Raw genomic sequence first — 23,245 nt, forward strand, 5'->3', positions numbered from 1 at the left:
TACTACTCATTTTAGAAATTTTGTGTTATTTTTTATTATTTTTAATTTTCAGATTCAATTTGAAAAAGATTTTTTCCTAAATCATCTTCTAAGATTGAACCATCTCCATTTATTGTTGCTACAGAATTTTTAATGTGAATGTCTACTTCTCAGACGGCTTTTTCAAAATAATCATCGCCTTCAAAATGATCGCTGATTTTAATAACCCTTTGATTTGTACTACCAATTAATCGACGATTGCGGTCTAATTTTGATGCAATAAAAGGACCATCAATTAAAATATCAATTTGTGCTAAAATTTCAAAGAATTGCTTTTCTAGATTTTCATACAAATAACCTGAAAAAATAATTATGTTTAGATTTAATTTTTTACAACCTTCAACCAATTCCAATAAACCATCTGGTTGCAAAAAAGGCTCTCCCCCCAAAATTGTAATGCCTTCAATTAAAAACTTTAATTTGGCCTCTTTAATCTTTTCCATAAGCAAGCTTACAGGGAGAAACATTTTTTTATCAAAACTCAACATTTCCTGGTTACTACAATCTCGACAGCCGATTGAACAACCTTGAAATCAAACAGCAAAGCGCTTACCAGGACCTTCAATTGTTGTTTGCATTAAAAAATTATTAATGTTTAGATTTGCCATTAAAAATAAAAACTTATTGTGTTTTTATCAACTCTAGAGTATAGTTTAGTTCCTGGGGTTAAAACTGCTTGATTTTCAAAAATAAATAATGATAACGGATCAACAAATTTAGTTTCTAAGGCATTCAAAATGTCTCGTCCACCTCGTTGTTCATTTGCTTCACTCAAAATGGTTGCAATTAACTCTGAATTGATATCAACATGCAATTGAACTCCAAATTTTTCATAAACAGCAATTTGAATTGGGTGTAGTTTTTGACGAATAATTTTGCTCTTAATTTCAGGATTTGTAATAAAGTTGAACGGAATAATATTGTTTCCAAAACGACCCAAAAGCTCTGGTCGACCTAACTCATTGGTAAAAAAATTTTCAACAAATTTTAAAAATTGTTTGGCAACTTGTTCTGGTTGACTTGATGCACTAACTTGGGCTGAACCAAGGTTCGAAGTAAAAATTATTATAGAATCTGTAAAACTTACAGTTTGACCAGTATTATCTGTTAAGCGACCATCCTCTAAAATTTGTAGAAATTTATCAAAAATAGATGAGTCGGCTTTTTCGATTTCATCAAATAATATAACTGAAAACGGCTTCTGCTTGATGGCGTTTGTTAATTGTCCTCCACCCTCAAAACCAACATATCCTGGAGGTGCTCCAATTAGTTTTTGATCACTATTTGACTGCGAATACTCTGACATATCAAAACGAATTAAATTCGCCTCATCATTAAATACAAATTTTGCAATTGCTTTAGCAAGCTCTGTTTTACCTACACCTGTTGGACCAACAAAAAATAATGTCCCTTTTGGTTTGGTTTTTTTTGCAGAGTAGGCAATTCCCGATAAGCCTGTATAAGCCTTATAAATAACATTAGCAACTTTTCCAATTGCTTCATCTTGTCCAACAACTCTAGATTTTAATTCTTGCTTTAGATTTACAAGTTTTTGATAATTTAAATCTTCTCAAGGAGATTCTTTATCACCATGTTTATATTGATTTAATGTTTTTTCAAAAGTTTGAATTTTGTTATTATTTGTGAATCTAATAAACTGAGAAATTTCTTTCAATGTTCAACCTTCTAGAGTATCAACTATGTTCTCTAAAATGTGTTGATCGCCAATATCACTAACTTGGATTTGACTCTTTAAGGTTGTGATGAAGTTGTGTCGTTCATCTCGACTTGGCTTAGGTAAGGTGATTGTAAAAATATCAGGATTATTTAAATACAACCTTGGAGGTAATTGTGAAAGTTGTTTTGTTATTAAAATTAGAGTAGATTCAATTTTATTAACCTGTGAAACTCGAAAATTATTTTCTTTTAAGGTTTTATTTAAACTAATCAGATTGTTGCGATCTTCTTCAACTAATTGAACATCATTAAATATAAAATCAGAATAATCAACTACAAAGCCAATTCTTTTGCTGTCTTGGCGATTTAAATTGTTACGAACTAATTTAAAGAAATTTTCTGGTTTTTTAAATAACGGATCTTTTTGTTGGTTACCATCGCCGCTTTGAAATAGCTCGTCAACTTCATCATAGGTTTGTGAGTTATTGGTTTTTGCAACAGGAGTAGTTAATAGCTCCTTGACTCCATATCCTCAAATGCCATCAATTTTATCTCAAAAAATTCTTGCATCATATGCTTTGTTTTCTAGTATTGTTGTGACTTTTTGATGTATGTTAACAAAACCGTTATTATCCAGGTAAATATCATCTGTATTCCCTTCAATAATAATAATTTTTTTAATTCCCAAAATATTTTCTAGCTGACTAAACTGATTTTTTGTGCTCATAACTTCTCCTTATTTTATTTTTTTACTATTTTTTAATTTTATATCAGGAATTGCTGATTTTGCAACAAATTTAGGTTGACGGTAGACGGTCTCAAATTCATCACTGGTTGCAAGACCAAAATCGCGTAATTTTTGAATAAAATTATCTGTATCATAATCGTGTTCGCGACCTTCATAGCCTTCAAAATTATAGATATAGCTTCCATCTAAATCAACAGCAAATTGGGCGGTTTCTCCAGTTGGTTTTTGTGCAAATATCATAACTTTTTTACCATCATTAATTTTTGTAACATCTTCTTTGTTAACATGGAAACCGACCGCTCTAATTCCTTTGATTATTTTTGTAATTACTTCTTTTCTAACAACTTCCGAAGCAACTGCGAATTCAGATTTTGATAAAAAGTCAGTAATTTTTGCTTCGATATCACCATTTCCCAAACTACTTTTTTGAGACTCAGCCACTTCTTTAATTAAATTAATTAAGTCTTGATCGTTTTCGTATTGTTGCAATTGACTTTGGACAACCCTGTTAAATCTAGTGGCAGCTTCGCTTTCGTGTTTTTCAATTTTTTCAATAATTTTATCTCCAAATTCTTTAGAATTTAAATTTCTTAAAATTTGTTCATTTGTTTTAATGTACTCTTGGGCAAAAGCAATTTGATCTGCATCTTTTAGTTGATTTAAAAACTCTGAGACTTGATTTTGATAATTAGAAAATGTAGTTTCTTGAAAGGCTGTTTTCATTCTAGTCAATTCACCATTTAAAACTTGTTGTTTTAAGTCTAAAGCGGCGGCTTTTATTAAAGCGACTTCATTAATTTGACGATTTAAATAGGCATTGATTTCTTTTAGTGTCTCGGTTGCCGTATGAACATCCTTTGAAATAATTTTTTCAAATGCATTCTCATTCAAGTCATTTTCTTTGTTTTTAAGTTCATTGATTAGTCGATTTAATTCCTCATGATAAATTTCAGAATTATCAATTTCTTTACATTCTGAAATAATTTTTTCAATAAACTTAATTAAAAAGTTGATATCTTTTGAAATGTGTTTAACTTTTTTTTGATAGTCTAATAAAACTTCTTTAGCTGATTTGCTCATTTTTTCCCCCTATAAGTATTATGAAAAAATATCAATTACTAATTGATTAATTTTTACCGCTGATGTGGTAATTATTTTATCAACAATTTCTTTTTTGTTATCAACATAAGATAGATATATTACCTTAAATTCCAAAGGCAATTTTTTTAATTCTTCTTTCAGTTCAGAGTTCATTTTTTCATCAAGTTCATAATAATTTTTTAGCATTTCCTGCTTTTTTTCTAAAATTGCATCTAAATCACCTAGACTAAGTTTTTGACTTAGGTATCTATGATAATCTTGATAGTACATTATCATTATATTTGCCAATAGCAATAAATATACAGCTCGATCATTTTCAATATTTTCAATATTCTCTAAAATTTTGTTTAAACAATTAAATACTTTTAAAAATTGATCTTTAATTTCGAAAAATTGCTTTTTGTGAAAGTAAGTATTTAAAATTGAAAAATTTGTAAAAAAATCAATATGCTGTTGGTAAATTTCAGATTCCACTTCTAAGTTAACTCCAAATCCTACTTTAGGATTTTGGTAAAAATTTTCAACAAGAATTTTCAAACAATTAAAGTAATTATTTTTTCAAATTTCAATATTATTATTTTGTAAGACTTCATTTAGCAAATAAATTTCTTCGAGACTAAAAGTAATGCTTATTTTTTTCAAATATTTTTCATAGTCTTTGTTATTTTTAAAGGAATATAGTCTTATCACATTTATAAAATCCATTCCCGTTGCTTTTTGTGAAAATTTAACGATAATTTGCATTAAAGTCAATTCAACTATTTTTAACAATTCTCCTTCGGAGTTTTCATTTAAAAGTAGTGATATTTCTTCGAAAAATCTACCTTTTTTTAAATCAATTACGAGTTGATTTTCAATTACTTCTAGAGCATTTTTTAAAAAACCAAACTGATCAAAAAATTTAATAATCGCTAATGCTTTTTGAAATTCCTTAATTTCTAGGCATTGTTTTAGGATAAGTGCCAAGTTATTTAAAAAACTATTCTGAATATTTTTTTGATTTTCAGAATCTTTTTTTAACATTTTAAAGAGTGGCACTTCCAAACCATTTGCAGATAAGGAACTATTTAACAAACCAAGCCCCAAGAAACCATAAGTTTTTGAATAATAAACTAAAGTTGAGCTATCGAAAAAAATATTTTCAATTTGATTTAGATAAAACACGGTTTTACCATTAAATTCCTCTTGAAAACGGCTGTTACCCTTTGAATTATAAACGAAAATATAAGGAATTCCTTGAACAATTTTTTTAATTTTAAAAACACGTTCTTCGGCAAAGAAATCGTCGTTATTTATAAAAAGTATTTCTGCATCAACTGGGGTTGGCAAATTTTCAAAAGTATAAGACTTATTTAGGTATAAATCCTGAAGAATTTTACCTCGTTTTGCTGCAAAAATCTCAGCAATTTTTTTACTATACTGTTCAATTATAAAACTTGCAATTTCTGATTTTAGCTTTTCATTTTCATTAAAAAAAGATGCGACAAATAAGTCATCAGATTCTATAAAAATGTTTTGATTTTCGTCAATATTCATGTTAATATTTTTATCCGCCAGTAGATAATTTTCTGGTGAATTTAAAAATATTTGATCAAGCTTTTCAATATCAATCCCATCAATAAAAATTGATTTTATGTTGTCTTCTTTTGAAAAGATATCATCATTTTTTGAAAAAAAATCTTTTGCAATATCAATGACTTTTTCTTTTGAAACACTAATTTCTTTCTTGCTTTGAATTTCAAATTGATAACTTCCAGTAGAAGATAAATTTGTTTTTGATTTTTGAATTTCTCAATTGTTTGCTATATAGTCATAAATTAAATAAAATTTTTTGACTTTTATTTCTTGAGAAATAAGATATTTTCCATTCTGAAAATTGTCCAGAATTTTTTTGTTAATAAGATAATTACGAATTGGAGCAGTAAATCCTTTTTTTTGAGAAACTATGCTTACAAGATTATTTTCTTCAATAATTCTAACTCTGCGTAGTTCCTTAAAACTTTTTTCAAATAAATCTGGTTCTGAAATATCAAAATCATCTTTCAAAATTTCTAAAAAACTTTTTTCTTTTTCGGGGTGGCTAATAATGATTTGAATAAGTAAAAATTCTAGTAAACTTGGTTTACGAGTTTGAAAATATTCTATTTGCACATTTGCTAAAGCTTTATAGTATTTAATTTTTATATTCTCAAATTGCATATTAACCTCTTATTCGTAAATTTCTTGAATTGTTTTATAGCCATTATTAAATGTAATGTAGGCCAAAATATCATCATAAACGGCTTTGTTTTTAACCCTTAAAGGATTTTCAATACTCGGGATGGGCACAACAGTTCCGTTTGTTGTTCTAGTTGCTCCAATAATTATTAAGAGTTTTTGGGCTCTAGAAAATGCTACATTTATTCTTTCAAATTGTTTTATAAATTTTTGTCCGTGTTTTGATATTTTTTCGGGATTTCTTACTAGATTAACTATTACATAATCTGCTTCTTTTCCTTGAAAATCATCGACCGTACTTATTACCACATTAATATCTTGAATTGTGTTTGCTATTTTTTGATATTTTTTTCTTAACTTTTGCGCATGTAATGCGTACATACTTATTATTGCTAATGTTGGTTTTTGAAAAAAGTTCTTATGTTTCTCAGATATTATTTGATTAATTTTTTTAATCATAAAAATAGTTGTATCAATTTCTAAATCATTAAACAAACTCTTCGAATAACTTTCTGATTTTTCAAAATTGATTTCACCATTTAAATTATAAGAGGATTCAATTCAGTAAACTGAATTATCAGGATTTATAATATTGTTTCCTAAATCGGAATCTATATTTATATTGTGAAATTTATCTAAACTTGTTTTGGGCTCAATTCTTAAATAGTCATCATAGAAATTATTGACAATATTCATTATTTGTTCATTGCTTCGATATTGAATTTGTAAAGTTTCTCTTACACTACTATTAGCGTCACTAATTAATTTTTTAAAGATTGATTTATCCAAAAGATTGAATAAGCTGTCAAAATCATACTTTTTATTAAAGTTTAAATTTATTCGATCTACTTCTTCTTTTGTAATTTTAATTAATGGGGGTAGTTGTCGATAATCCCCAACAAGAATTAAATTTTTTCCAAAAACTAAAGGCATCATAATTTCTAATAAAGTCGCTTTACTAGCCTCATCAATAATTACCGTATCTATATCAAGGTTTATTAGATCTAAAGACTCAATTCCCACTTTAATTGCCTCTTGATTTTTTTCAAAATGAAATTTAGCCGGAGAATTTAAAGTCATGGCATAAATATTCGTCAAGTTATCAATTATATTTAAAATGTGTTTCCTTGTTTCTGAAAGTAACTGAATATTCATTTTTTTAGATACATCATGCTTATTAAATTCAATCTCATAATTATTTTTTAGAAAGTCAAGAGTTTTTTCATACAACCCTTTTAATTTGGTTTTCTTTAAGTTAAATACTGTTATTTTTTTACCTATTTCCTCAAATTTATTTTGTAATACCAATTCTGCATCTTCACTTAGTAAATCTAAGTCCTCACCATAATTTTGGTTGAAGTTTTCTGTTAGTATCTGCATTTGACCTAAAACCTCAGAAACAGATGCTTTTATTTTTTTGCGCTCTAACTCCAGTTGATTTAAATTTATTCTTAGACTATCTATGTCACCTTGAAAAATTGGGGCTTTGCTAACTTCTTGGAGTTTTTCTTTTTCCTTTAGTAAATATCTACTAAATTTTTCAAATAAAATGTTTAAGTTATTTATATATTTATCTTGTGAAATTTTTGAATTAACCTCATTGAGTTTTTGTTCTGTTTCAACAACTTTTGTAAAATCACCATTTTTTTGATAAAAATGCAACTTTTCTTTTAGTATTAGAAAATTTTTATAATCTTGATTTTGGAATACTAAAAAATTGTAAATAAATTTCATATTATCAAAAAGATTTTTTGATAATTCTTTTTCAAATCGGGAAAACAACAAATCTAAGTGTTCTTTAAGTATAAGATTGTAGATTTTTTCAAAGGCGGCAAAATTTGGAATTATTCCATCATAAAATTTATTTTTTATTGCTTCGATTATATTGTCAATATAGAAAAGTTGATCTTCTAAATCTTCGCGCATAATATTATTGTTAGCATTTTGCAAATTGATTGCTTCAATTTTATCTTTTATTTCATTTATTTCACTAGTTATTTTCAAGACCTCTTCGCTACGTTTTTTAACACCGTGAAACTCACCAATCAACTTATCAATATTTGAAAGTTCTTTGAGTGCTTGATCTAAATCTGCTCCATTCTGAAAAAGGTTATCATTAACAACTTTACCAATACTTTTGTAGTAATTTAATAACAATTTTTCAATGGAAAAATTATTATTTTGACGATTTTCAAGAAATGAAATATTACTTAGTCGTAACTTGAATAAATCTGGTTTGCTTGGCAACCGATTAATAACATTATTTATTGCTTCGTGATTTTGAGAAGAAATTAATATTTTCTTTTTTTGACTAGCTAGTTGATAAGCGATTTCGGCAATAACCTGAGTTTTACCAGTTCCTGGAGGTCCCTGAATCAAGAAAATATCTTTAGAATTTAAAGCCTTAATAACAGCGGATTTCTGCTTTCCATTCAATTTGTAATGAAATTTTATATCTTCAATATTAATATCATTTTCTTGGGAATTAACAATTACAGATTTTGTATTAAATAAATAATTTGCCAAATACGGATTTTTTACGTTCCCAGAACGAATTCTATTAATAATATTGCGGCTTCTATTTATTAAAGTTTCATCTCCGATACCTAAATAAGCTAAATAACCATTTTTTAAGCCATTAATAAGATCGTTTTCTTTTATTAATGCTAAATCATAATCATTTATTTCATAACTTACTTCTTTAATGCACAAATCTTTTACAAAATTTAAATCATCAATTTCATTTATATTTTTATTGAGTTCTCCCAAAACTGTTTCTTTGTTTATTTTTCAGTAGTCTAAGAAATCATTTTTTAACTTGACTCCGACAAGAGATCCTAATAAAATTTTATTTTCTAATCTTGTTAAATTTTCTCCAAGACTCTCAAAATCGAATAAATTTTTTATATTACTACGGGTTTTAATTAATGAGGGGGTTTTCTTGTTCGCTGCAATTGAAATTAAAAATAAGTCGTCTAATGTCTTAATTTGTTCAAAATGATTTTTTCTAATTGAATCTATAAGATCTACTGAAGCAATTAGAACTAACTCATATTTTATTTTATTAATATCCAAGAATGCTTTTTGGCTAATGCTATAGTAAATAAAACTTGCAGTTTTAAATAAAACAAATTTTTGATCGAGATTTTTATTAATACTGGCTTCAACCTTTAAAACATTTTGGGTCGAAATTCCTAAATAAGGTAGCGACTCGCCTCTTTGCAAAATTAGGTTATCTTCCAAATAATTTAAATAATTTTCTCATTCTGCAGACTCAATTTCAAAGTTGCTTAAAAGTTTCTTAATTTGAGGAATTGTAGCTGAGTTAATTAAATTTCTTGATAAAATTTCTTCTCCAGAAATATCACTTGAATTTGTTAAAACTTGAACTCGACAATTATTAATTGAAGTTTCAAAGTCTTGAGGTTGGTTGGTCATTTTAGTTACAAAAACGTTTTTAACATTAATTACTGGCTTATTTGGATCTAAATCTGCGGCAATACCCAAGAAGGTTCCTTTTGCAAAGCGCTGCTGATAGATATTTGCAAATTCGATTCTTAGTAGCACATTATAAACTTGTTTTTGACCGCTTTTTGACTGTTTAATTCCAACAGTTTTAACCTTGTCGTCAACTAGACACAAAAAAATGCTTTTAATAACTGTATTTCTAAAAAAACCTTCTAGTTCTGAAATTTTTGTAATATTTGTAATATTAAGGTTTTTTATTTTACTATCTAGGTGAGCCAAATTTTCTCGATGCTGATTTTTTAGAAGGAAAAAATCAAAAAATAATTCCTTGCCTTCGCTTAAAATTTCATTTTTCATTAATTCACCTCATTATTATATTTCAATTATTATAACATTTTCGTATTGATTAATCTCTTCTGATTCCCGGCTCTTTAATTTATATCTACAAGTCCTAAGAAAAGTAAAAAAATACACATAGTGTATTTTTAATAATCCAAAATTAACGTTTTGAGTATTGTGGGGCACGACGTGCTCCGTACAATCCATACTGTTTACGAAGTTTAACTCTAGCATCTCTTGTTAACAATCCAAGACCTCTTAGTTGTGGTTTATAATCAACACTTGCCTCTAACAAAGCTCGTGCAATACCTAGTCGAGCAGCTCCTGCTTGACCAGTAAAGCCACCACCATTAACTTTTATTTTAATATCAAAGTCTTTTTTGGTTCCTGTTGCCTCTAAAGGTTGTTCCATATCTTGAACTAGTGTTGCATATGGGAAAAACTCAAGGGCTTTTTTACCATTAACAATAATTTCGCCACTACCGGGAGTCAAAATAACTTGAGCAACTGAAGATTTTCTTCTTCCAGTTCCACGATACATAACTGCATCTGATTTTTTAATCGCCATTATTTATTTTCTCCAATTCTATTTGTATTGATTACAAGAACTTCTGGTTGTTGAGCTTGATGTGGATGCTCACTTCCAGCATAGACGTGTAATGCACGGTATTGGTTTGAACCTTGAACATTTTTTGGTAACATTAAACGAACTGCGTGTTCCACAATTTTAATTGGTTGTAGTTCACGTTGAGTGGCTACGTTTCTACGACGTAATCCCCCTGGGTACATTGAATGGCGGTAGTAATTTTTATCTGTCTCTTTTTTACCAGTAAATTTAACTTTATCAGCATTGATAATAATTACGTGATCTCCGTTATTAATATGGGGGGTAAAATTTGGTTTATTTTTACCTCTCAAAACCATTGCAACTTGGGTAGCTAATCTACCTACAATTGCGTCTTGAGCGTCTACAATATATCATTTTTTGGCAATATCTGCTGTTTTGATTAGTGTTGTTTGTCTCATGCTTAAATCTCCTTAGACTTGTCCGGGGCTAATGAGTAAGCAATATAATTATATAGTAATTATCCAATTTTGAAAACAGTTTTATTATTTTTAATATGTTATTTTTACTAAGGTTAAGCCTTTGGGGTTTGCTTTATAGGGGATTTTGCTCCCATCACCACTTAGAGCATCTTTAACTCTTGAAATTGTGATTTTTCCCTCATAAAGAGCCAAAATAGTTTGAATAATTACTCTTATCTGATATCTGATAAATCCTTTAGCTTGAAAAAATATTATTATTTGATTTTGTTTATTTCGTTTTACAAATATTTTATCTATTCTTCTCTTTGTTGAGATTTTTAAACTTTCTTCTTGTGATAGCCCAGAAAACAGGAAAAAATCATGTTCACCAACAAAAATTTTAGCCAAGCTTTTAATTTTGGCTAAATTTAGTTTGCAGCGGTCATAAAAAACCATAAAATTTTCTTTCTCAATGTTATAAAATCCATTATTTATTTGATATTTATATAATTTTGACTTTGTGTTACGAATATAAAAATCACTTTTTACTTGTTTTATTCCCATAACTTGAATATCGTCGGGTAGTGCCTTGTTAATTCCTTTTACAAAACCTTGTAAATTTGGCATAAATTCCAGTTCTAATCAGACCCTTTGGTCGAGAGCGTGGACTCCCGCATCAGTTTTACTGGCACCAATTGTGCGAAATTTATTGGTTTTTGTAACAATTTTAATTGCTCGATTCAGACAGCCTTGAATTGTTAATGCATTTTTTTGAATTACTCAACCCGAGTAATTTGTACCATTATAAGAAACTTGGAGAACGAAATAATTCTTACCATCGACTTGGGTTTTTATAAAGGATACCATCTATTCTTGGGATATAAAATTGGTTTAAAACTGGTGAAAAATTATAAGCAATTACAAAGGCAACTACGCCGATTCCAAATAAGAAAATAAAAAGATCTACTACTTGAAACTTAATTTGACGATAACGTGTTCTTTTCGCATGGGGGTCATAACCTCGTGAATCCATTGCAAATGCCAAGTCTTCTGCTTTTTGAAAAGAAGAAACCAGCAATGGAATAATTAGCGATGTCATCCCCTTTACTTTATCTTTAAAATGACCATTTTTGATGTCAATTCCTCTTGATGCTTGAGCCTTCATAATTCTTCCGGCCTCATCAATTAGAGTTGGAATCATTCTTAAAGCAATTGAAATAATTGTTGAAAAAATAAAAACAGGAACACCAATTATACTTAATGGTCATAAAAGGTCTTCGATTGCTAAAGTTAGCTCTAATGGTTGGGTGGTCCCTGTTAAAATTGTTGTACATGTTATCATTAAAAAAATTCTCAATGATAACATTATTGAACTATAAATTACGTACTCACTAATATAAATGTTTCAAATCCTTAAAGTGTAACCGTAATCTCAAAACAAACCATAACTAAAGCCGCCGCCAAGATTGGTTCAAGGAATTTGAATATTTGCCTCGTTCATTTTCGGTATTGAAATAAAAATATTAAAAATAAAAACCACAAGAAACATAAAAATTATGGGACGAAGCAATTTTAATAGCATTGAATACTTTAGTTTTGACATTGTAAAAATTGTCATTATTAGGACAATTAGAAAGGAAAATCCAGTAAATCCAACCGGAAAAAACAACGCAATTATCATCGACAAAATCATAAATAATTTTAATCGTGGATCCATGCGGTGAATTACCGAATTGTAAGCCATATATCTTCCAAAGACCATTCTCATATTTAGTGCTCCTATCTATTTCTTAACTGCTGCTTTAAACTCACTTGCAAAATCTTTTATTGATCGAATTGGTTTATTTGTTAAATCCAATCCTTTATTTTTTAATTTGTGAACTAATTGATAAATTTTGGGAGGGTCGATTTCGATTAAATCCAAAAGTTCTTGATCTCCAAAAATTTCAAATGGTGTTCCTATTTTAATAACTTTTCCCTGATGCATTACAACGACTTCATCAGCAATTTTTAATACATGGTCCATATTATGCGTTACCAAAATTATTCTCTTACCTTGCTCCTTATTAAGTTTATTAAATAATTTAATAAAATCCTCTTCCCCTTGAGGGTCTAAGCCTCCGGTTGGCTCATCCAAAACCAATGTTTGACCATTCATGGCGATAATTCCAGCGATTGCTACTCTTCGTTTTTGACCACCAGAAAGATCAAAGGGGCTTCTTTTTAAATAATCCGGGGGTAAACTTACTAGCTCCAATAATCTTGGTACATCTTTGATGGCATCAGCTGTTTGAGATTTTCCTACCAAGTTTATTGGTCCAAATGAAATATCCATCTCAATTGTTGATTGAAAAAGTTGATATTCTGGAAATTGAAATACCAATCCAATTTCACGGCGTAATTTTTTAACTTCGCGAATTTTTTTAGTATTTGCTAAAATTGGATAATCACCAACAATTACTCTTCCGGTTTCACTTATAAGTAACCCGTTTGTTAATTGAATGAGGGTTGATTTTCCACTTCCAGTTGTTCCAATAATAGCAGTTATAATATCTTTTTTAATTTTAATTTCTGTTCCATCCAAAGCTTTAAATTCAAAAGGAGTTTTTTTCCCATAAGTATATGATACATTTTGAAAGTCGATATCTCCATTAAAGTTATAATTATTTGCCTTAGTTTTGTTTAATAATTTAAACTCTTTTTGATATTGCTTTTGAATGATCTTTTCTTGAGCTTTTTCCTGTTTTCTAGCAATCTTGTCTTCTTTGTTCTTAGTTTTTATTTTTTCCATATTTTACCCACCAATTCGTCCAGATTATCAGAGTGCGACACTTTAATTCCAAGCTCTTCTAGAGATTCTTCAACCTGAGCAATAAATGGTATATCAAGATGAATAGAACGCAAGAAATTTCGATCTTCTAGAATTTCTTCGGGACTCCCAAATTTTACTAGTTTTCCATTATTCATTACCATTACTTTGTCTGCGTTTAAAATCTCATCCATGTCATGAGTGATTGAAAATATTGTTTTTTCTCTTGTATTTTTAAGTTCAACCATTATTTCTTTAACTTCGCGTTTACCCTTGGGATCTAACATACTGGTTGCTTCATCAAAAATAATGATATCTGGTGATAAAGCCAAAGCCGATGCAATAGCGACGCGTTGTTTTTGGCCCCCAGATAACATTAAAGGTTCATGGTCCAAGAAATTCTCCATGCGAACTTTTTTTGCCGCCGTTTCGATTTTTTCTTGCATTAGCTTTGGGTCAATTCGGCGGTTTTCTAAACCAAAGGCAATATCGTCTTTTACAGTAGAGCCAATAAACTGGTTATCAGGGTTTTGAAATACAATTCCTAAGAACTTTCTGACAATATTCAGATTGTTTCTAGTCACATGATTGCCAAAAATGCTCATTGACCCGCTGATTGGGGTCAAAACTCCGATGATTAACTTACTTAAAGTCGACTTCCCGCTTCCGTTATGGCCAATTATTGCAACATATTCTCCCTGGTTAACTTTAACACTAACTTTATTTACCACAATCGGAGAATTACTTTTATAAGAAAAAGTTAAGTCTTTTAATTCCAGGGCAACATTACTTAGTTTTGAAAGTTCTCCTGAAACTCCGCGTTCCCTTATTGCTAACTTGGAATTTTTTAATAAGCGTTTTGCTTCAACATAAATTTCAAGAGCTTCTTGATATTTGGGGTCGTTTTTTGAATATTTTTGAAAATTAACCTTTGCTCTTAAGAAATTATCCTTAAAAATTGGTGTTTTAGCGATTTCATTATATTCTTTTTTGGCAATTCGGTGTTTCTCAATATAAATTAATTTTTCTGATTTTTCAGATTCACCATTTGAAATTTTGAACTTCATTTCTACATATTCTTGTCCGGCGTGAGCAAGTCTATCGTTATATTCATTTAGTTTTAATTTAAAATCATTTAAATCATTATTGTTCAAATAGATATCTTTCATTACATTACCCTTTCAAGTCTGGACAAACTACACATTTATACAAATTATAAATCATATAAATTACAATTACTAGATATTATTTTAACCTTTAAAATTAATATAATCAAGTCTATTTTAAAATTATTAATCCTTATAAAGCCTATTTATTTTTGCTAATTACTTTATTAAATTCCTTCTTACGGTTTTTAGCACTCAAAATTGATCTTTTTTCAATTTCGCTTATGATACTATCTCAAACATCAATTGTTTGTGGTTTTTTTAAAATTATTATCTCAGTTATTGCTAAAATTAAAAGAATCGAACTTGTGAATAACAAAACCGCTTCAACTAATAAATGCAATCTTGTTGCCATGTCTTGCCCAACCCATTGACTATAAGATGTTAATGAATAGGAAAGCATTCCAACCATAGGAATTTGAGTACAAAATATAGCTATTAAATAAATTATTGTAAAATAATAATTTCTTTTTTCTACTTTAAAATCTCAGAGTTTCAATGGAACTATAACTGATAATAGAATAATTGTCAAGATTGAAAACCCATATAGGTAAATTAAGAAGTCATTTTTAAAAGTTGTAGCAATAATTCTTGGAAAAAATAAAATTACCATTAATAAGTAAATTAAAAGACAAATTGAAGTTGTTATTTTGATTATAAATTTTAGTTTTGCTAGTTTCATATTGACCTCTTTTTCCATTTTTTATTATATCAAAAAAAATAGTCCAAAAGGACTATTTTTAACAAGATATAACTTTTAAACTAACTCAATAATAACCATTGGGGCATTATCACCACGGCGGTTATCAAGTTTTAAAATACGAGTGTATCCACCGTTTCTTGTTTTAAAGCGTTTTGCTAAATCATTGAAAAGTTTTTGTAATGCAGTTTCTTTTTCGCTTGCATCAATGTCTCTTAGTCAAGCGGCAGCTTGACGGCGAGCATGCAGATCTTGACGTTTTCCTAAAGTAACCATTTTATCAAAATGACTTCTTAATTCTTTTGCGCGAGTCTCAGTAATTTCTAGACGTTCTGAAATTATTAATTCTGTTGTCAAGTTTCTCATTAAAGCAACTCTTCACGCTGTGTTTTTACCACGTTTTTGAATATATGACATATAATCCTTTCCTTTCCCTAATCTTGTTTAAAGTTTAAAGTTAATTGTGCAACTTTATCTTTAATTTCCTTAAATGATTTTCTACCTAGATTACGAATTTCTTGAATTTCATCTTCGGTACGAGAAACTAGGTCCCTTAATGTGTTTATTTGAGCTCTTTTTAAGCAATTCAAACTTCTTTGTGTGAAATCTAAATCTTCAATCATCTTATCTAGTTCTTTTTCGTCGTCATCATCAGATTGACCGATTACTTCAAGAGTTGATATTTCGCTATTTAAGTTAACAAATAATTCCAAATGTTCTACCATAACTTTTGAAGCAATTGCAATTGCATCAGATGCTGATATTGAACCGTTTGTCTCTACTTCAATCTCCAGTTTTTCTAAGTCAATTGAGCGACCAATTTTAGTTACATCAACTGCATAATTTACATTTACTATTGGAGAATAATTGGAATCAATTGTTATTGCATCTGCTACTAATTTTTCTTTCTTATTTTCTTTAAAAGATCTATAGCCACGAGAATTTTTAGCAAATAAAGTCATATTAATTGAACCATTTTCAGCAATTGTTGCGATATGCAAATCTTTATTCAGAACTTCCACACCAGCTGGGCAAATAATATCTTTTGCTAAAACTGGTCCTTCTGTTGAAGAAACAATTTTTAATTCTGCAACTTCTTCGTCCTCAAAAATATTTGTATTGATTGTTAAAACTAAATTTTTAATATTTAATATAATTCGACTTACGTTTTCAACTATCCCTTTAATTGATGTAAATTCATGGGAAGCACCCTCGAGTTTAATGGCATAAACACTTGCACCAGGTGTTGCTGACAGAAGTGTTCTTCTAAGTGAATTACCTAGAGTAATTCCAAAACCTCTTTCAAGTGGTTCAACCATAAATTTTCCGTAAGCTTTTGCTTTTTCTTCTTTTAAAAGAGTAAATTCTGGTTTTGTAAATTGCTTCATCACTAACCTCTTGGACGTTTTGGTGGACGTACTCCGTTATGAGGGATTGGGGTGGTATCTTTGATTGAAGTTATTGTTAATCCAATTCCTTGTAAACTTCTAACTGCAGCATCACGACCTGGTCCAGGCCCTTTAACTTCAACTTGAATTGAATTAACTCCATTATCCATTGCACCTTTACCAGCTGCTTCAGCTATCATTTGCGCTGCATAAGGGGTCGACTTTTTACTTCCTTTAAAACCAAGAGCACCTGCACTTGATCAAGAAAGTACATTTCCATTTTCATCTGAAATGGTAACAATTGTATTGTTAAAAGTAGAGTGGATGTGAGCGATCCCTTTAGCGATATTTTTTTTCACTTTTTTGCGGGTTGTTTTTGATTGTGGTTTTGCCATAATTACTTTCTCCTTCTACCTATTTTTTCTTGTTAGCAACAGTTTTCTTCGGACCTTTACGGGTGCGGGCGTTTTGTTTTGTAGATTGGCCACGCACTGGTAAACCCTTACGGTGACGCATTCCTCTGTAACTTCCAATTTCCATTAATCTTTTAATATTTAATGCTGTTTCTCTACGCAAGTCCCCCTCAGTTTTTATATCTGTTAGTTGACTTGATATTTTTTTAATTTGTTCTTCTGTTAAATCTTTTACACGAACATCTTCGCTAATTTGTGTTGCTGCTAAGACTTTTTGTGATGTTGATAAACCAATTCCATAAATATAAGTTAGAGCAATTACTACTCTTTTTTCATTTGGAATTTCTACCCCACTAATACGAGCCATGTTTTATTTCCTTTCTTTCTTATATTAACCTTGACGTTGTTTATGTTTTGGTTGTCCACAAATAATCATTACACGGCCTTTACGTCTAATTACACGACATTTATCGCAAATTCTTTTGACTGATGATCTTACTTTCATCTTATAACCTCCATAATTTTTGTTTTATTTATTTTAACTTAACCTTTATTTCGGTAAGTAATTCTTCCACGTGTCATATCGTATGGTGAAATTGCAACCGTTACCTTATCTCCGGGTAAAATGCGAATGTAATTCATACGGATTTTACCCGACACGTGGGCATCAATAACGACTTCATTTTCTAATTTCACTTTAAAGGTTGCGTTTGGCAATACCTCTTGCACAATGCCTTCTACTTCTAAAAGATCTTCTTTTGCCATAATTATCTTCTCCTAATCTTTAAGTAAAGTAAGGATCTCGCATCCCTCTTCGGTTACCAAGATAGTATGTTCAAAGTGTGCGGCCATACTATTGTCTGCAGATGATACTGTTCACCCATCTGATGCAGTTATTGTTTTGCTGGTCGAGATTTGAACCATTGGTTCAATACAAATTGTCATTCCCGCTTGCAACCTCATTCCGGTATTGGGGATTCCTGTATTTGGAATTAACGGATCTTCGTGCATTGAAGTTCCAATTCCATGACCAGCAAAATCCGTTGGCAATTGAAAACCATTTTCTTCAATAAATTTTTGAACAGTTGCTGAAATAGTTCCGATGCGCACACCAGCTCTTACCTGTTCAATTGCCAATTGTAGAGACTTTTGCGTATCTTCTACGAGTTTTTTATGCAGCGGGTTGACATAGTCTCCACAAATTACTGTTATTGCTGCATCTGCATGGTAACCCTCGTAAATGCAACCCGTGTCAATTGAAACCAAATCTCCATTCCGCAAAACTCTATTTTGCGGAATTCCATGAATTAATTGTTCATTTATAGAAATACAAATATGGGCTGGGTAATCGTAATAACCATAAAAATTACTTTGACAATTTCTCTCTGTTATAAACTTAAGAAATTCTTCATCTAATTTTTGGCAGTTTATTCCTGGCTGAATCATTTTTTTTAAAAACTGCAAAGCCTGTCCTAAAACTTCTCCTGCAATTTTCATTTTTTTTATTTCTTCTTTTGATTTGATTGAAACCATTATTAACTCAACTCCAATGCGGTTGTTAAATTTAAAAATAACTCTTCTGCGTTTTTTCCCTCGCAGTTAATTGAGACTAATTTATTTTGATTATTATAGTAGTCCACTAATGGTGCTGTCTCGACCTCATACGCTTTTAAACGAATAGCAATTTGATCTGGATGATCATCAGGACGGACAACTAGTGGGCCACTATCAAAGTCACATATCATTTCGATTTTTGGTTTTCGATTTTTTATATGATAGCTTCGTTTACAAAGCGGACAAACTAGTCTTCCTGTTAATCGTTCCATTAAGAGATCTTGGTTTAATTTAAAGAAAATAACTTTATCTATTTTTAAATTTTTTTGATCTAGAATTTGGTTTAGAACTTCTGCTTGATTTATTGTTCTTGGGTAACCATCAAAAATTAAGTTATCAAATTTATTCTCTAGCAAGTACTGCTCTACCATTTTATTTGTAATCTCATCTGGAACTAAATTACCAGAATTAATTAACTTACTAGCTTCTAAACCTAATGCGGTTTTCTCTAAAATGTTTTTACGAAACAAATCACCTGTTGATAGTTGTTGAAATCTATAATTTTGAACCAGCATTTCTGCTTGAGTTCCTTTACCGCTTCCTGGCGGACCCAATAATATTATATTCATTATTTACTCCTATCAAATATGGTTAATTGAACTATCATCATCAGTGCTTGAAAATTTTTCTTTCTTTTTATCAATAAATGCTTGCTGGATTATTCTTCCTTTAATCTGTTGAATAGTCTGCAAGGAAACCGAAATTAAAATAATTAATCCAGTTCCACCAATTGCCAAGTTACTTGGTAAATTTGTTAGTTTACTTATAATATATGGCAACACTGCAACTAGAGCTAAGAAAAATGAACCAATAATACTTAATCTATTAATAGTCGAAGACAAGTATTTTGTAGTGTCTTTCCCTGGTTTTATTCCAGGAATAAACGTTCCTGATTTTTGAAAGTTTTCTGAAATTTTTTCAGGATTTATTTGAACCTGAGCATATAAAAATGTAAATAAAATTGTTAAAACCGAGTAAATCCCAATTCCCCACCATGTTGAAAATGATAAGAAGTTATTTGTAAAATAAACAAAACCACTTGATGGATTTGTTACTTCAACAATTTGGGCAATTGTCATTGGGGTTGAAATAATTGCTGATGCAAAAATAACTGGTATTACCCCGGCATTATTCACTTTTAATGGGAGATAAGGGGTGTGTTCTTCTGAAGCAATAAGTCCCGCTCCGGTTTGTTGAATTGGCACTTTTCTTTCAGCTTCATTCATTAGCACTACAAAGAAAATAACAAGCAAAAATGCAAGTATATATATCATGTAGTATAGAATTCCTCCAAATAGAATTGTTGCTTCTTCTCCACCATTTACTCAAAATTTAAATGTATTGATAAAGTTAGCTGGTAAACTGGCTGTAATTCCTGTGAAAATGATTATCGAAACTCCGTTACCAATTCCTCTTGTAGTGATTTGATCTGCGATCCAAAGCATTAAAAATGTCCCTGCCAGCATTACTGCTGGAACTAAAATAAAGTAAAATCATGCTGGAGCTGTTCCCAGCTCACTGCTAGATCATTTTGGAGAAATTAGCCCTTGTTGAACCAAGGTAAATATTGTGGCGATTCCTTGCATTAATGCAAAAGGAATTGTTAATAATTTTGTTAAACGGTCTAGTTTCTTACGACCCCTTTCTCCCGACTTATTTCATCGCGAAAGGACCGGAATTACATCAGTTGATAACAACTGCACAATAATCGATGCTGTTATATATGGTGATACACCCAATGCTAGAATTGAGAACCTCCCGATGCTACCTCCCCCAAGGGTTGATAGTAGCTGGAAAAATTCTTGATTGTCAATACTTTCCTTGAAGTTACTTGATAAAGCAACTCCAGGAACCGTTAGTAATGTTCCCATTCTAACTAACACAAGGACAATTAAAGTAAAAACAATTCGTTTTACAAGGTCTTTATTTCTTATAAAGAAATTTCCCTTTACGAATTCGCTTTTAGCCATAGTTGTATCTTTTTTGGTTTTCTTAACTTTCTTAAGAGCCACCTAAATCACCTCTACTGTTCCTCCGTTAGCTTTGATTGCTTGTTCGGCTGATTTTGATATTTTATTAACTTTTACATTAACTACTTTTGTTATTTTACCATTACCTAAAACTTTTACCAATGTTTTATCATTTTTAATGATTTTTTTATCAATTAAAGTTTGGTGGTCCACTGTTTGTAATCCTAATTTTTCAATTAAATCTAAATTAATTAAAACAAATTCTTTTCTATTCATACTAGTGAAACCTATTTTTGGTAATCGTCTGTAAAGTGGTGTTTGACCCCCTTCAAATCCTGGTCGAACACCTCCTCCAGAACGAGAATTTTGACCTTTATGACCCCTAGTTGAAGTTTTTCCCTTCCCAGAAGCCATTCCACGTCCAACTCTGGTCGCATCTTGTTTGCTTCCTGGAGTGTATTTTAATTCATGTAATTTCATAAATTCTGACTTCCTTTCATTAAACGACTACTTGAGAGTCGACATTTTGACTTACTTCAACTGGACTTGTGTGTCTTTGATCTGGTTTTGAATTAGAACGCAATCTTGCAATAGATTCTGGAGTTTGCATTGATTTTAAACCTTCAATTGTTGCTCTAATCATATTTATTGGTGTGTTTGATCCAAGTGATTTTGCATACACATCATGCACTCCGGCAAGTTCAATAACCGCCCTAGCTGGACCTCCGGCAATTACTCCGGTACCTTTTTTAGCTGGTTTGATTAATACTTTACCTGCACCATAATTACCGATTGTCTCATGAGGAACTGTTGTTCCCGATAACGAAACTCTAATTAATGATTTTTTAGCTTCTTTAACTGCTTTTTTTATTGCATCTGGAACTTCGTTTGCCTTACCAGTTCCTAATCCAACACGACCTTTTCTGTCTCCAATAACAACTACTGCTGCAAAACGGAAACGACGTCCCCCTTTTGTAACTTTAGTAACACGATTAATCTTAACAACTTTTTCTTCATAAGGGTCTTTTTCTTTTTCAAAACGACGATTATTTTTATCAAATGGTTTACGACCATCTTTATTAAAAGGTTTTTTTTCACCATTGTTACTAAATTTACTTCCTGGACGGTTATTTGGTCTTGGAGCAAATGTTTTTTCAGCAGGTTTTGTAGACTCTGCTGAATTAACTTCAACTATTTTATTGTCTTCTGTACTCATTTTCATTTCCCCCATCAATTAGAATTTCATGCCATTTTCTTTTGCAGAATCGGCAAATGCTTTCACTTTTCCATGGAATAAATAACCTCCACGGTCAAACACAACTTCTGTTATTTTTTTAGATTTTGCTTTTTCTGCTAAATCTTTTCCGACCGCCTTAGCGGCCTCAATGTTATTTTTATTTTTTAAATCCATTTTTAGTGATGACGATGATACCAAGGTTACTCCTGCTACATCATCAATTATTTGAGCATAAAAGTTAGTATTTGATTTGAATACATTAAGTCTTGGTTTAGTTTGAGTTCCTGAAACTTTTTTACGAACTCTAAAGTGTCGTCTTTTTCTTGCTTCTGCTTTTGTAAATTTCATTTTCTTTCACCTTACAGCTATTTACCAGCTGCTTTACCTTCTTTTCTAATAATGTATTCATCTTTATATTTAATTCCTTTACCTTTATAAGGTTCTGGTCTTCGATATGCTCTAATATTTGCAGCTACTTCACCAACTAGTTGTTTATCAATTCCTGAAATTTTAATTTCTGTTGGTTTTGGAATTTCAACTGTTATTCCCTCGGGAACAATATATTCAACTGGATGAGAATATCCTAAAGAAAGATTAATTTTATTACCTGCCAAAGCAGCACGATAACCAACCCCAACAATTTGAAGTTCTTTTACAAAACCTTGGCTAACACCTTCAAGCATACCTTGTATCAATGAGTTTGTAGTTCCATGTAACTGTTTTGTATGCTTAATTTCATTGGCTCTAATTGTACTTACTGTGTTATTCTCAACTTTAATTTCTATTACAGGAGCAAAGGTTGCTTGCAATTCACCTTTTGATCCTTTTATTGATACTTTATTACCTGCTTCAACTTTAACTTCAACTCCATTAGGAATTGTTAAAACTCTGTTTCCTATACGTGACATATTTTATCAATCCCTTCTATCATACAAATGCAAGGACTTCGCCACCAACTTTTTGTTGGCGAGCCTCTTTATCTGTCATGATTCCTTTTGAAGTTGAAATAATTGCAATACCTAATCCGTTTAATACTTGTGGGATTTCTAAAGCTTGTGCATATACTCTTAATCCTGGTTTTGAAATTCTTTTAAGTCCTTGTATAACTCTTGATTTACCTTTGTATTTTAAATTTATAGTGATATTTTTTTTGAAATCTTCTTCAATTGTAAAGCCTTCAATAAATCCCTCACGTTTTAAAATGTCAGCTATTTGTAATTTCATTTTGCTTCCCGGAATTAAAACATCTTTATGATATCTTTGGTTAGCATTACGAATTCTTGTTAGCATATCTGCTATAACGTCTGTTGTCATTCTCTTTTTTTCCTTTCAA

At 30.3% G+C, this 23,245-nt stretch carries 26 protein-coding genes; all 26 read right to left on the reverse strand.

The annotated features are described in order from the left end of the window. Window positions 1–41 precede the first annotated feature (41 nt). Entirely contained in the window at window positions 42–647 is a 606-nt protein-coding gene (locus SSABA_RS03765; protein ID WP_025251258.1) for a 4Fe-4S single cluster domain-containing protein, read from the reverse strand. Further along, a complete protein-coding gene (locus SSABA_RS03770) occupies window positions 647–2,443 on the reverse strand; it encodes an AAA family ATPase (RefSeq protein WP_025251259.1) in 1,797 nt (598 codons plus the stop codon). Before SSABA_RS03770 ends, SSABA_RS03765 begins: the two co-directional genes overlap by 1 nt. 9 nt (window positions 2,444–2,452) lie before the next feature. Further along, on the reverse strand, window positions 2,453–3,544 hold the full coding sequence (locus SSABA_RS03775) for a hypothetical protein (RefSeq protein ID WP_025251260.1): 1,092 nt from the start codon (window positions 3,542–3,544) through the stop codon (window positions 2,453–2,455). Window positions 3,545–3,562: 18 nt separating this feature from the next. Next, complete coding sequence (locus SSABA_RS03780) at window positions 3,563–5,764, reverse strand: hypothetical protein (protein ID WP_025251261.1); 2,202 nt, start codon at window positions 5,762–5,764, stop codon at window positions 3,563–3,565. A gap of 9 nt (window positions 5,765–5,773) precedes the next feature. Beyond that, window positions 5,774–9,607, reverse strand: coding sequence for an AAA domain-containing protein (locus SSABA_RS03785; RefSeq protein ID WP_025251262.1), 3,834 nt, complete (start codon window positions 9,605–9,607; stop codon window positions 5,774–5,776). A 142-nt stretch (window positions 9,608–9,749) separates the two neighbouring features. Beyond that, entirely contained in the window at window positions 9,750–10,157 is a 408-nt protein-coding gene (rpsI, locus tag SSABA_RS03790; RefSeq protein ID WP_038673677.1) for a 30S ribosomal protein S9, read from the reverse strand. Next, window positions 10,157–10,615, reverse strand: coding sequence for a 50S ribosomal protein L13 (gene rplM, locus SSABA_RS03795; RefSeq protein ID WP_025251264.1), 459 nt, complete (start codon window positions 10,613–10,615; stop codon window positions 10,157–10,159). Before rplM ends, rpsI begins: the two co-directional genes overlap by 1 nt. 90 nt (window positions 10,616–10,705) lie before the next feature. After that, window positions 10,706–11,482, reverse strand: coding sequence for a tRNA pseudouridine(38-40) synthase TruA (gene truA, locus SSABA_RS03800; RefSeq protein WP_025251265.1), 777 nt, complete (start codon window positions 11,480–11,482; stop codon window positions 10,706–10,708). Further along, window positions 11,448–12,383, reverse strand: a complete 936-nt coding sequence (locus tag SSABA_RS03805; RefSeq protein WP_025251266.1) for an energy-coupling factor transporter transmembrane component T family protein — start codon at window positions 12,381–12,383, stop codon at window positions 11,448–11,450. The genes truA and SSABA_RS03805 overlap by 35 nt, the downstream gene beginning before the upstream one ends. Window positions 12,384–12,398: 15 nt before the next feature. Next, window positions 12,399–13,406, reverse strand: a complete 1,008-nt coding sequence (locus SSABA_RS03810) for an energy-coupling factor transporter ATPase (RefSeq protein WP_025251267.1) — start codon at window positions 13,404–13,406, stop codon at window positions 12,399–12,401. Continuing rightward, window positions 13,394–14,593 (reverse strand): energy-coupling factor transporter ATPase, encoded by a 1,200-nt coding sequence (locus SSABA_RS03815; protein ID WP_236618770.1) that lies wholly within the window; start codon window positions 14,591–14,593, stop codon window positions 13,394–13,396. The genes SSABA_RS03810 and SSABA_RS03815 overlap by 13 nt, the downstream gene beginning before the upstream one ends. Window positions 14,594–14,732: 139 nt before the next feature. Continuing rightward, window positions 14,733–15,272, reverse strand: coding sequence for a hypothetical protein (locus SSABA_RS03820; RefSeq protein WP_025251269.1), 540 nt, complete (start codon window positions 15,270–15,272; stop codon window positions 14,733–14,735). Between the two features lie 75 nt (window positions 15,273–15,347). Beyond that, window positions 15,348–15,707, reverse strand: coding sequence for a 50S ribosomal protein L17 (gene rplQ, locus SSABA_RS03825; RefSeq protein ID WP_025251270.1), 360 nt, complete (start codon window positions 15,705–15,707; stop codon window positions 15,348–15,350). Window positions 15,708–15,724: 17 nt separating this feature from the next. Next, entirely contained in the window at window positions 15,725–16,678 is a 954-nt protein-coding gene (locus SSABA_RS03830) for a DNA-directed RNA polymerase subunit alpha (protein ID WP_025251271.1), read from the reverse strand. 2 nt (window positions 16,679–16,680) lie between these two features. Further along, window positions 16,681–17,073, reverse strand: coding sequence for a 30S ribosomal protein S11 (rpsK, locus tag SSABA_RS03835; protein WP_025251272.1), 393 nt, complete (start codon window positions 17,071–17,073; stop codon window positions 16,681–16,683). Window positions 17,074–17,092: 19 nt separating this feature from the next. Then, window positions 17,093–17,458: a 30S ribosomal protein S13 gene (rpsM, locus tag SSABA_RS03840; protein WP_025251273.1), complete on the reverse strand. Its 366-nt coding sequence runs from the start codon at window positions 17,456–17,458 to the stop codon at window positions 17,093–17,095. A 24-nt stretch (window positions 17,459–17,482) separates the two neighbouring features. Continuing rightward, window positions 17,483–17,596: a 50S ribosomal protein L36 gene (gene rpmJ, locus SSABA_RS03845; protein WP_025251274.1), complete on the reverse strand. Its 114-nt coding sequence runs from the start codon at window positions 17,594–17,596 to the stop codon at window positions 17,483–17,485. Window positions 17,597–17,634: 38 nt separating this feature from the next. Beyond that, window positions 17,635–17,856, reverse strand: a complete 222-nt coding sequence (infA, locus tag SSABA_RS03850) for a translation initiation factor IF-1 (RefSeq protein ID WP_025251275.1) — start codon at window positions 17,854–17,856, stop codon at window positions 17,635–17,637. 12 nt (window positions 17,857–17,868) lie between these two features. Continuing rightward, entirely contained in the window at window positions 17,869–18,624 is a 756-nt protein-coding gene (gene map, locus SSABA_RS03855) for a type I methionyl aminopeptidase (RefSeq protein WP_025251276.1), read from the reverse strand. A gap of 2 nt (window positions 18,625–18,626) precedes the next feature. Beyond that, window positions 18,627–19,274, reverse strand: a complete 648-nt coding sequence (locus SSABA_RS03860; protein ID WP_025251277.1) for an adenylate kinase — start codon at window positions 19,272–19,274, stop codon at window positions 18,627–18,629. 9 nt (window positions 19,275–19,283) lie between these two features. Further along, the gene (gene secY / locus SSABA_RS03865) at window positions 19,284–20,675 is read right to left on the reverse strand and encodes a preprotein translocase subunit SecY (RefSeq protein ID WP_051464734.1); all 1,392 of its coding nucleotides are present in this window, start codon (window positions 20,673–20,675) and stop codon (window positions 19,284–19,286) included. 42 nt (window positions 20,676–20,717) lie between these two features. Next, complete coding sequence (gene rplO / locus SSABA_RS03870; protein WP_025251279.1) at window positions 20,718–21,155, reverse strand: 50S ribosomal protein L15; 438 nt, start codon at window positions 21,153–21,155, stop codon at window positions 20,718–20,720. Between the two features lie 19 nt (window positions 21,156–21,174). Next, the gene (gene rpsE, locus SSABA_RS03875; RefSeq protein WP_025251280.1) at window positions 21,175–21,891 is read right to left on the reverse strand and encodes a 30S ribosomal protein S5; all 717 of its coding nucleotides are present in this window, start codon (window positions 21,889–21,891) and stop codon (window positions 21,175–21,177) included. 18 nt (window positions 21,892–21,909) lie between these two features. Next, on the reverse strand, window positions 21,910–22,260 hold the full coding sequence (gene rplR / locus SSABA_RS03880; protein WP_025251281.1) for a 50S ribosomal protein L18: 351 nt from the start codon (window positions 22,258–22,260) through the stop codon (window positions 21,910–21,912). A 17-nt stretch (window positions 22,261–22,277) separates the two neighbouring features. Next, a complete protein-coding gene (rplF, locus tag SSABA_RS03885) occupies window positions 22,278–22,820 on the reverse strand; it encodes a 50S ribosomal protein L6 (protein ID WP_025251282.1) in 543 nt (180 codons plus the stop codon). 16 nt (window positions 22,821–22,836) lie between these two features. After that, window positions 22,837–23,226: a 30S ribosomal protein S8 gene (rpsH, locus tag SSABA_RS03890; RefSeq protein ID WP_025251283.1), complete on the reverse strand. Its 390-nt coding sequence runs from the start codon at window positions 23,224–23,226 to the stop codon at window positions 22,837–22,839. Window positions 23,227–23,245 lie beyond the last annotated feature (19 nt).

Origin of the sequence: Spiroplasma sabaudiense Ar-1343, from assembly GCF_000565215.1 — a bacterium.
GTDB lineage: Bacteria > Bacillota_I > Bacilli_A > Mycoplasmatales > Mycoplasmataceae > Spiroplasma_B > Spiroplasma_B sabaudiense.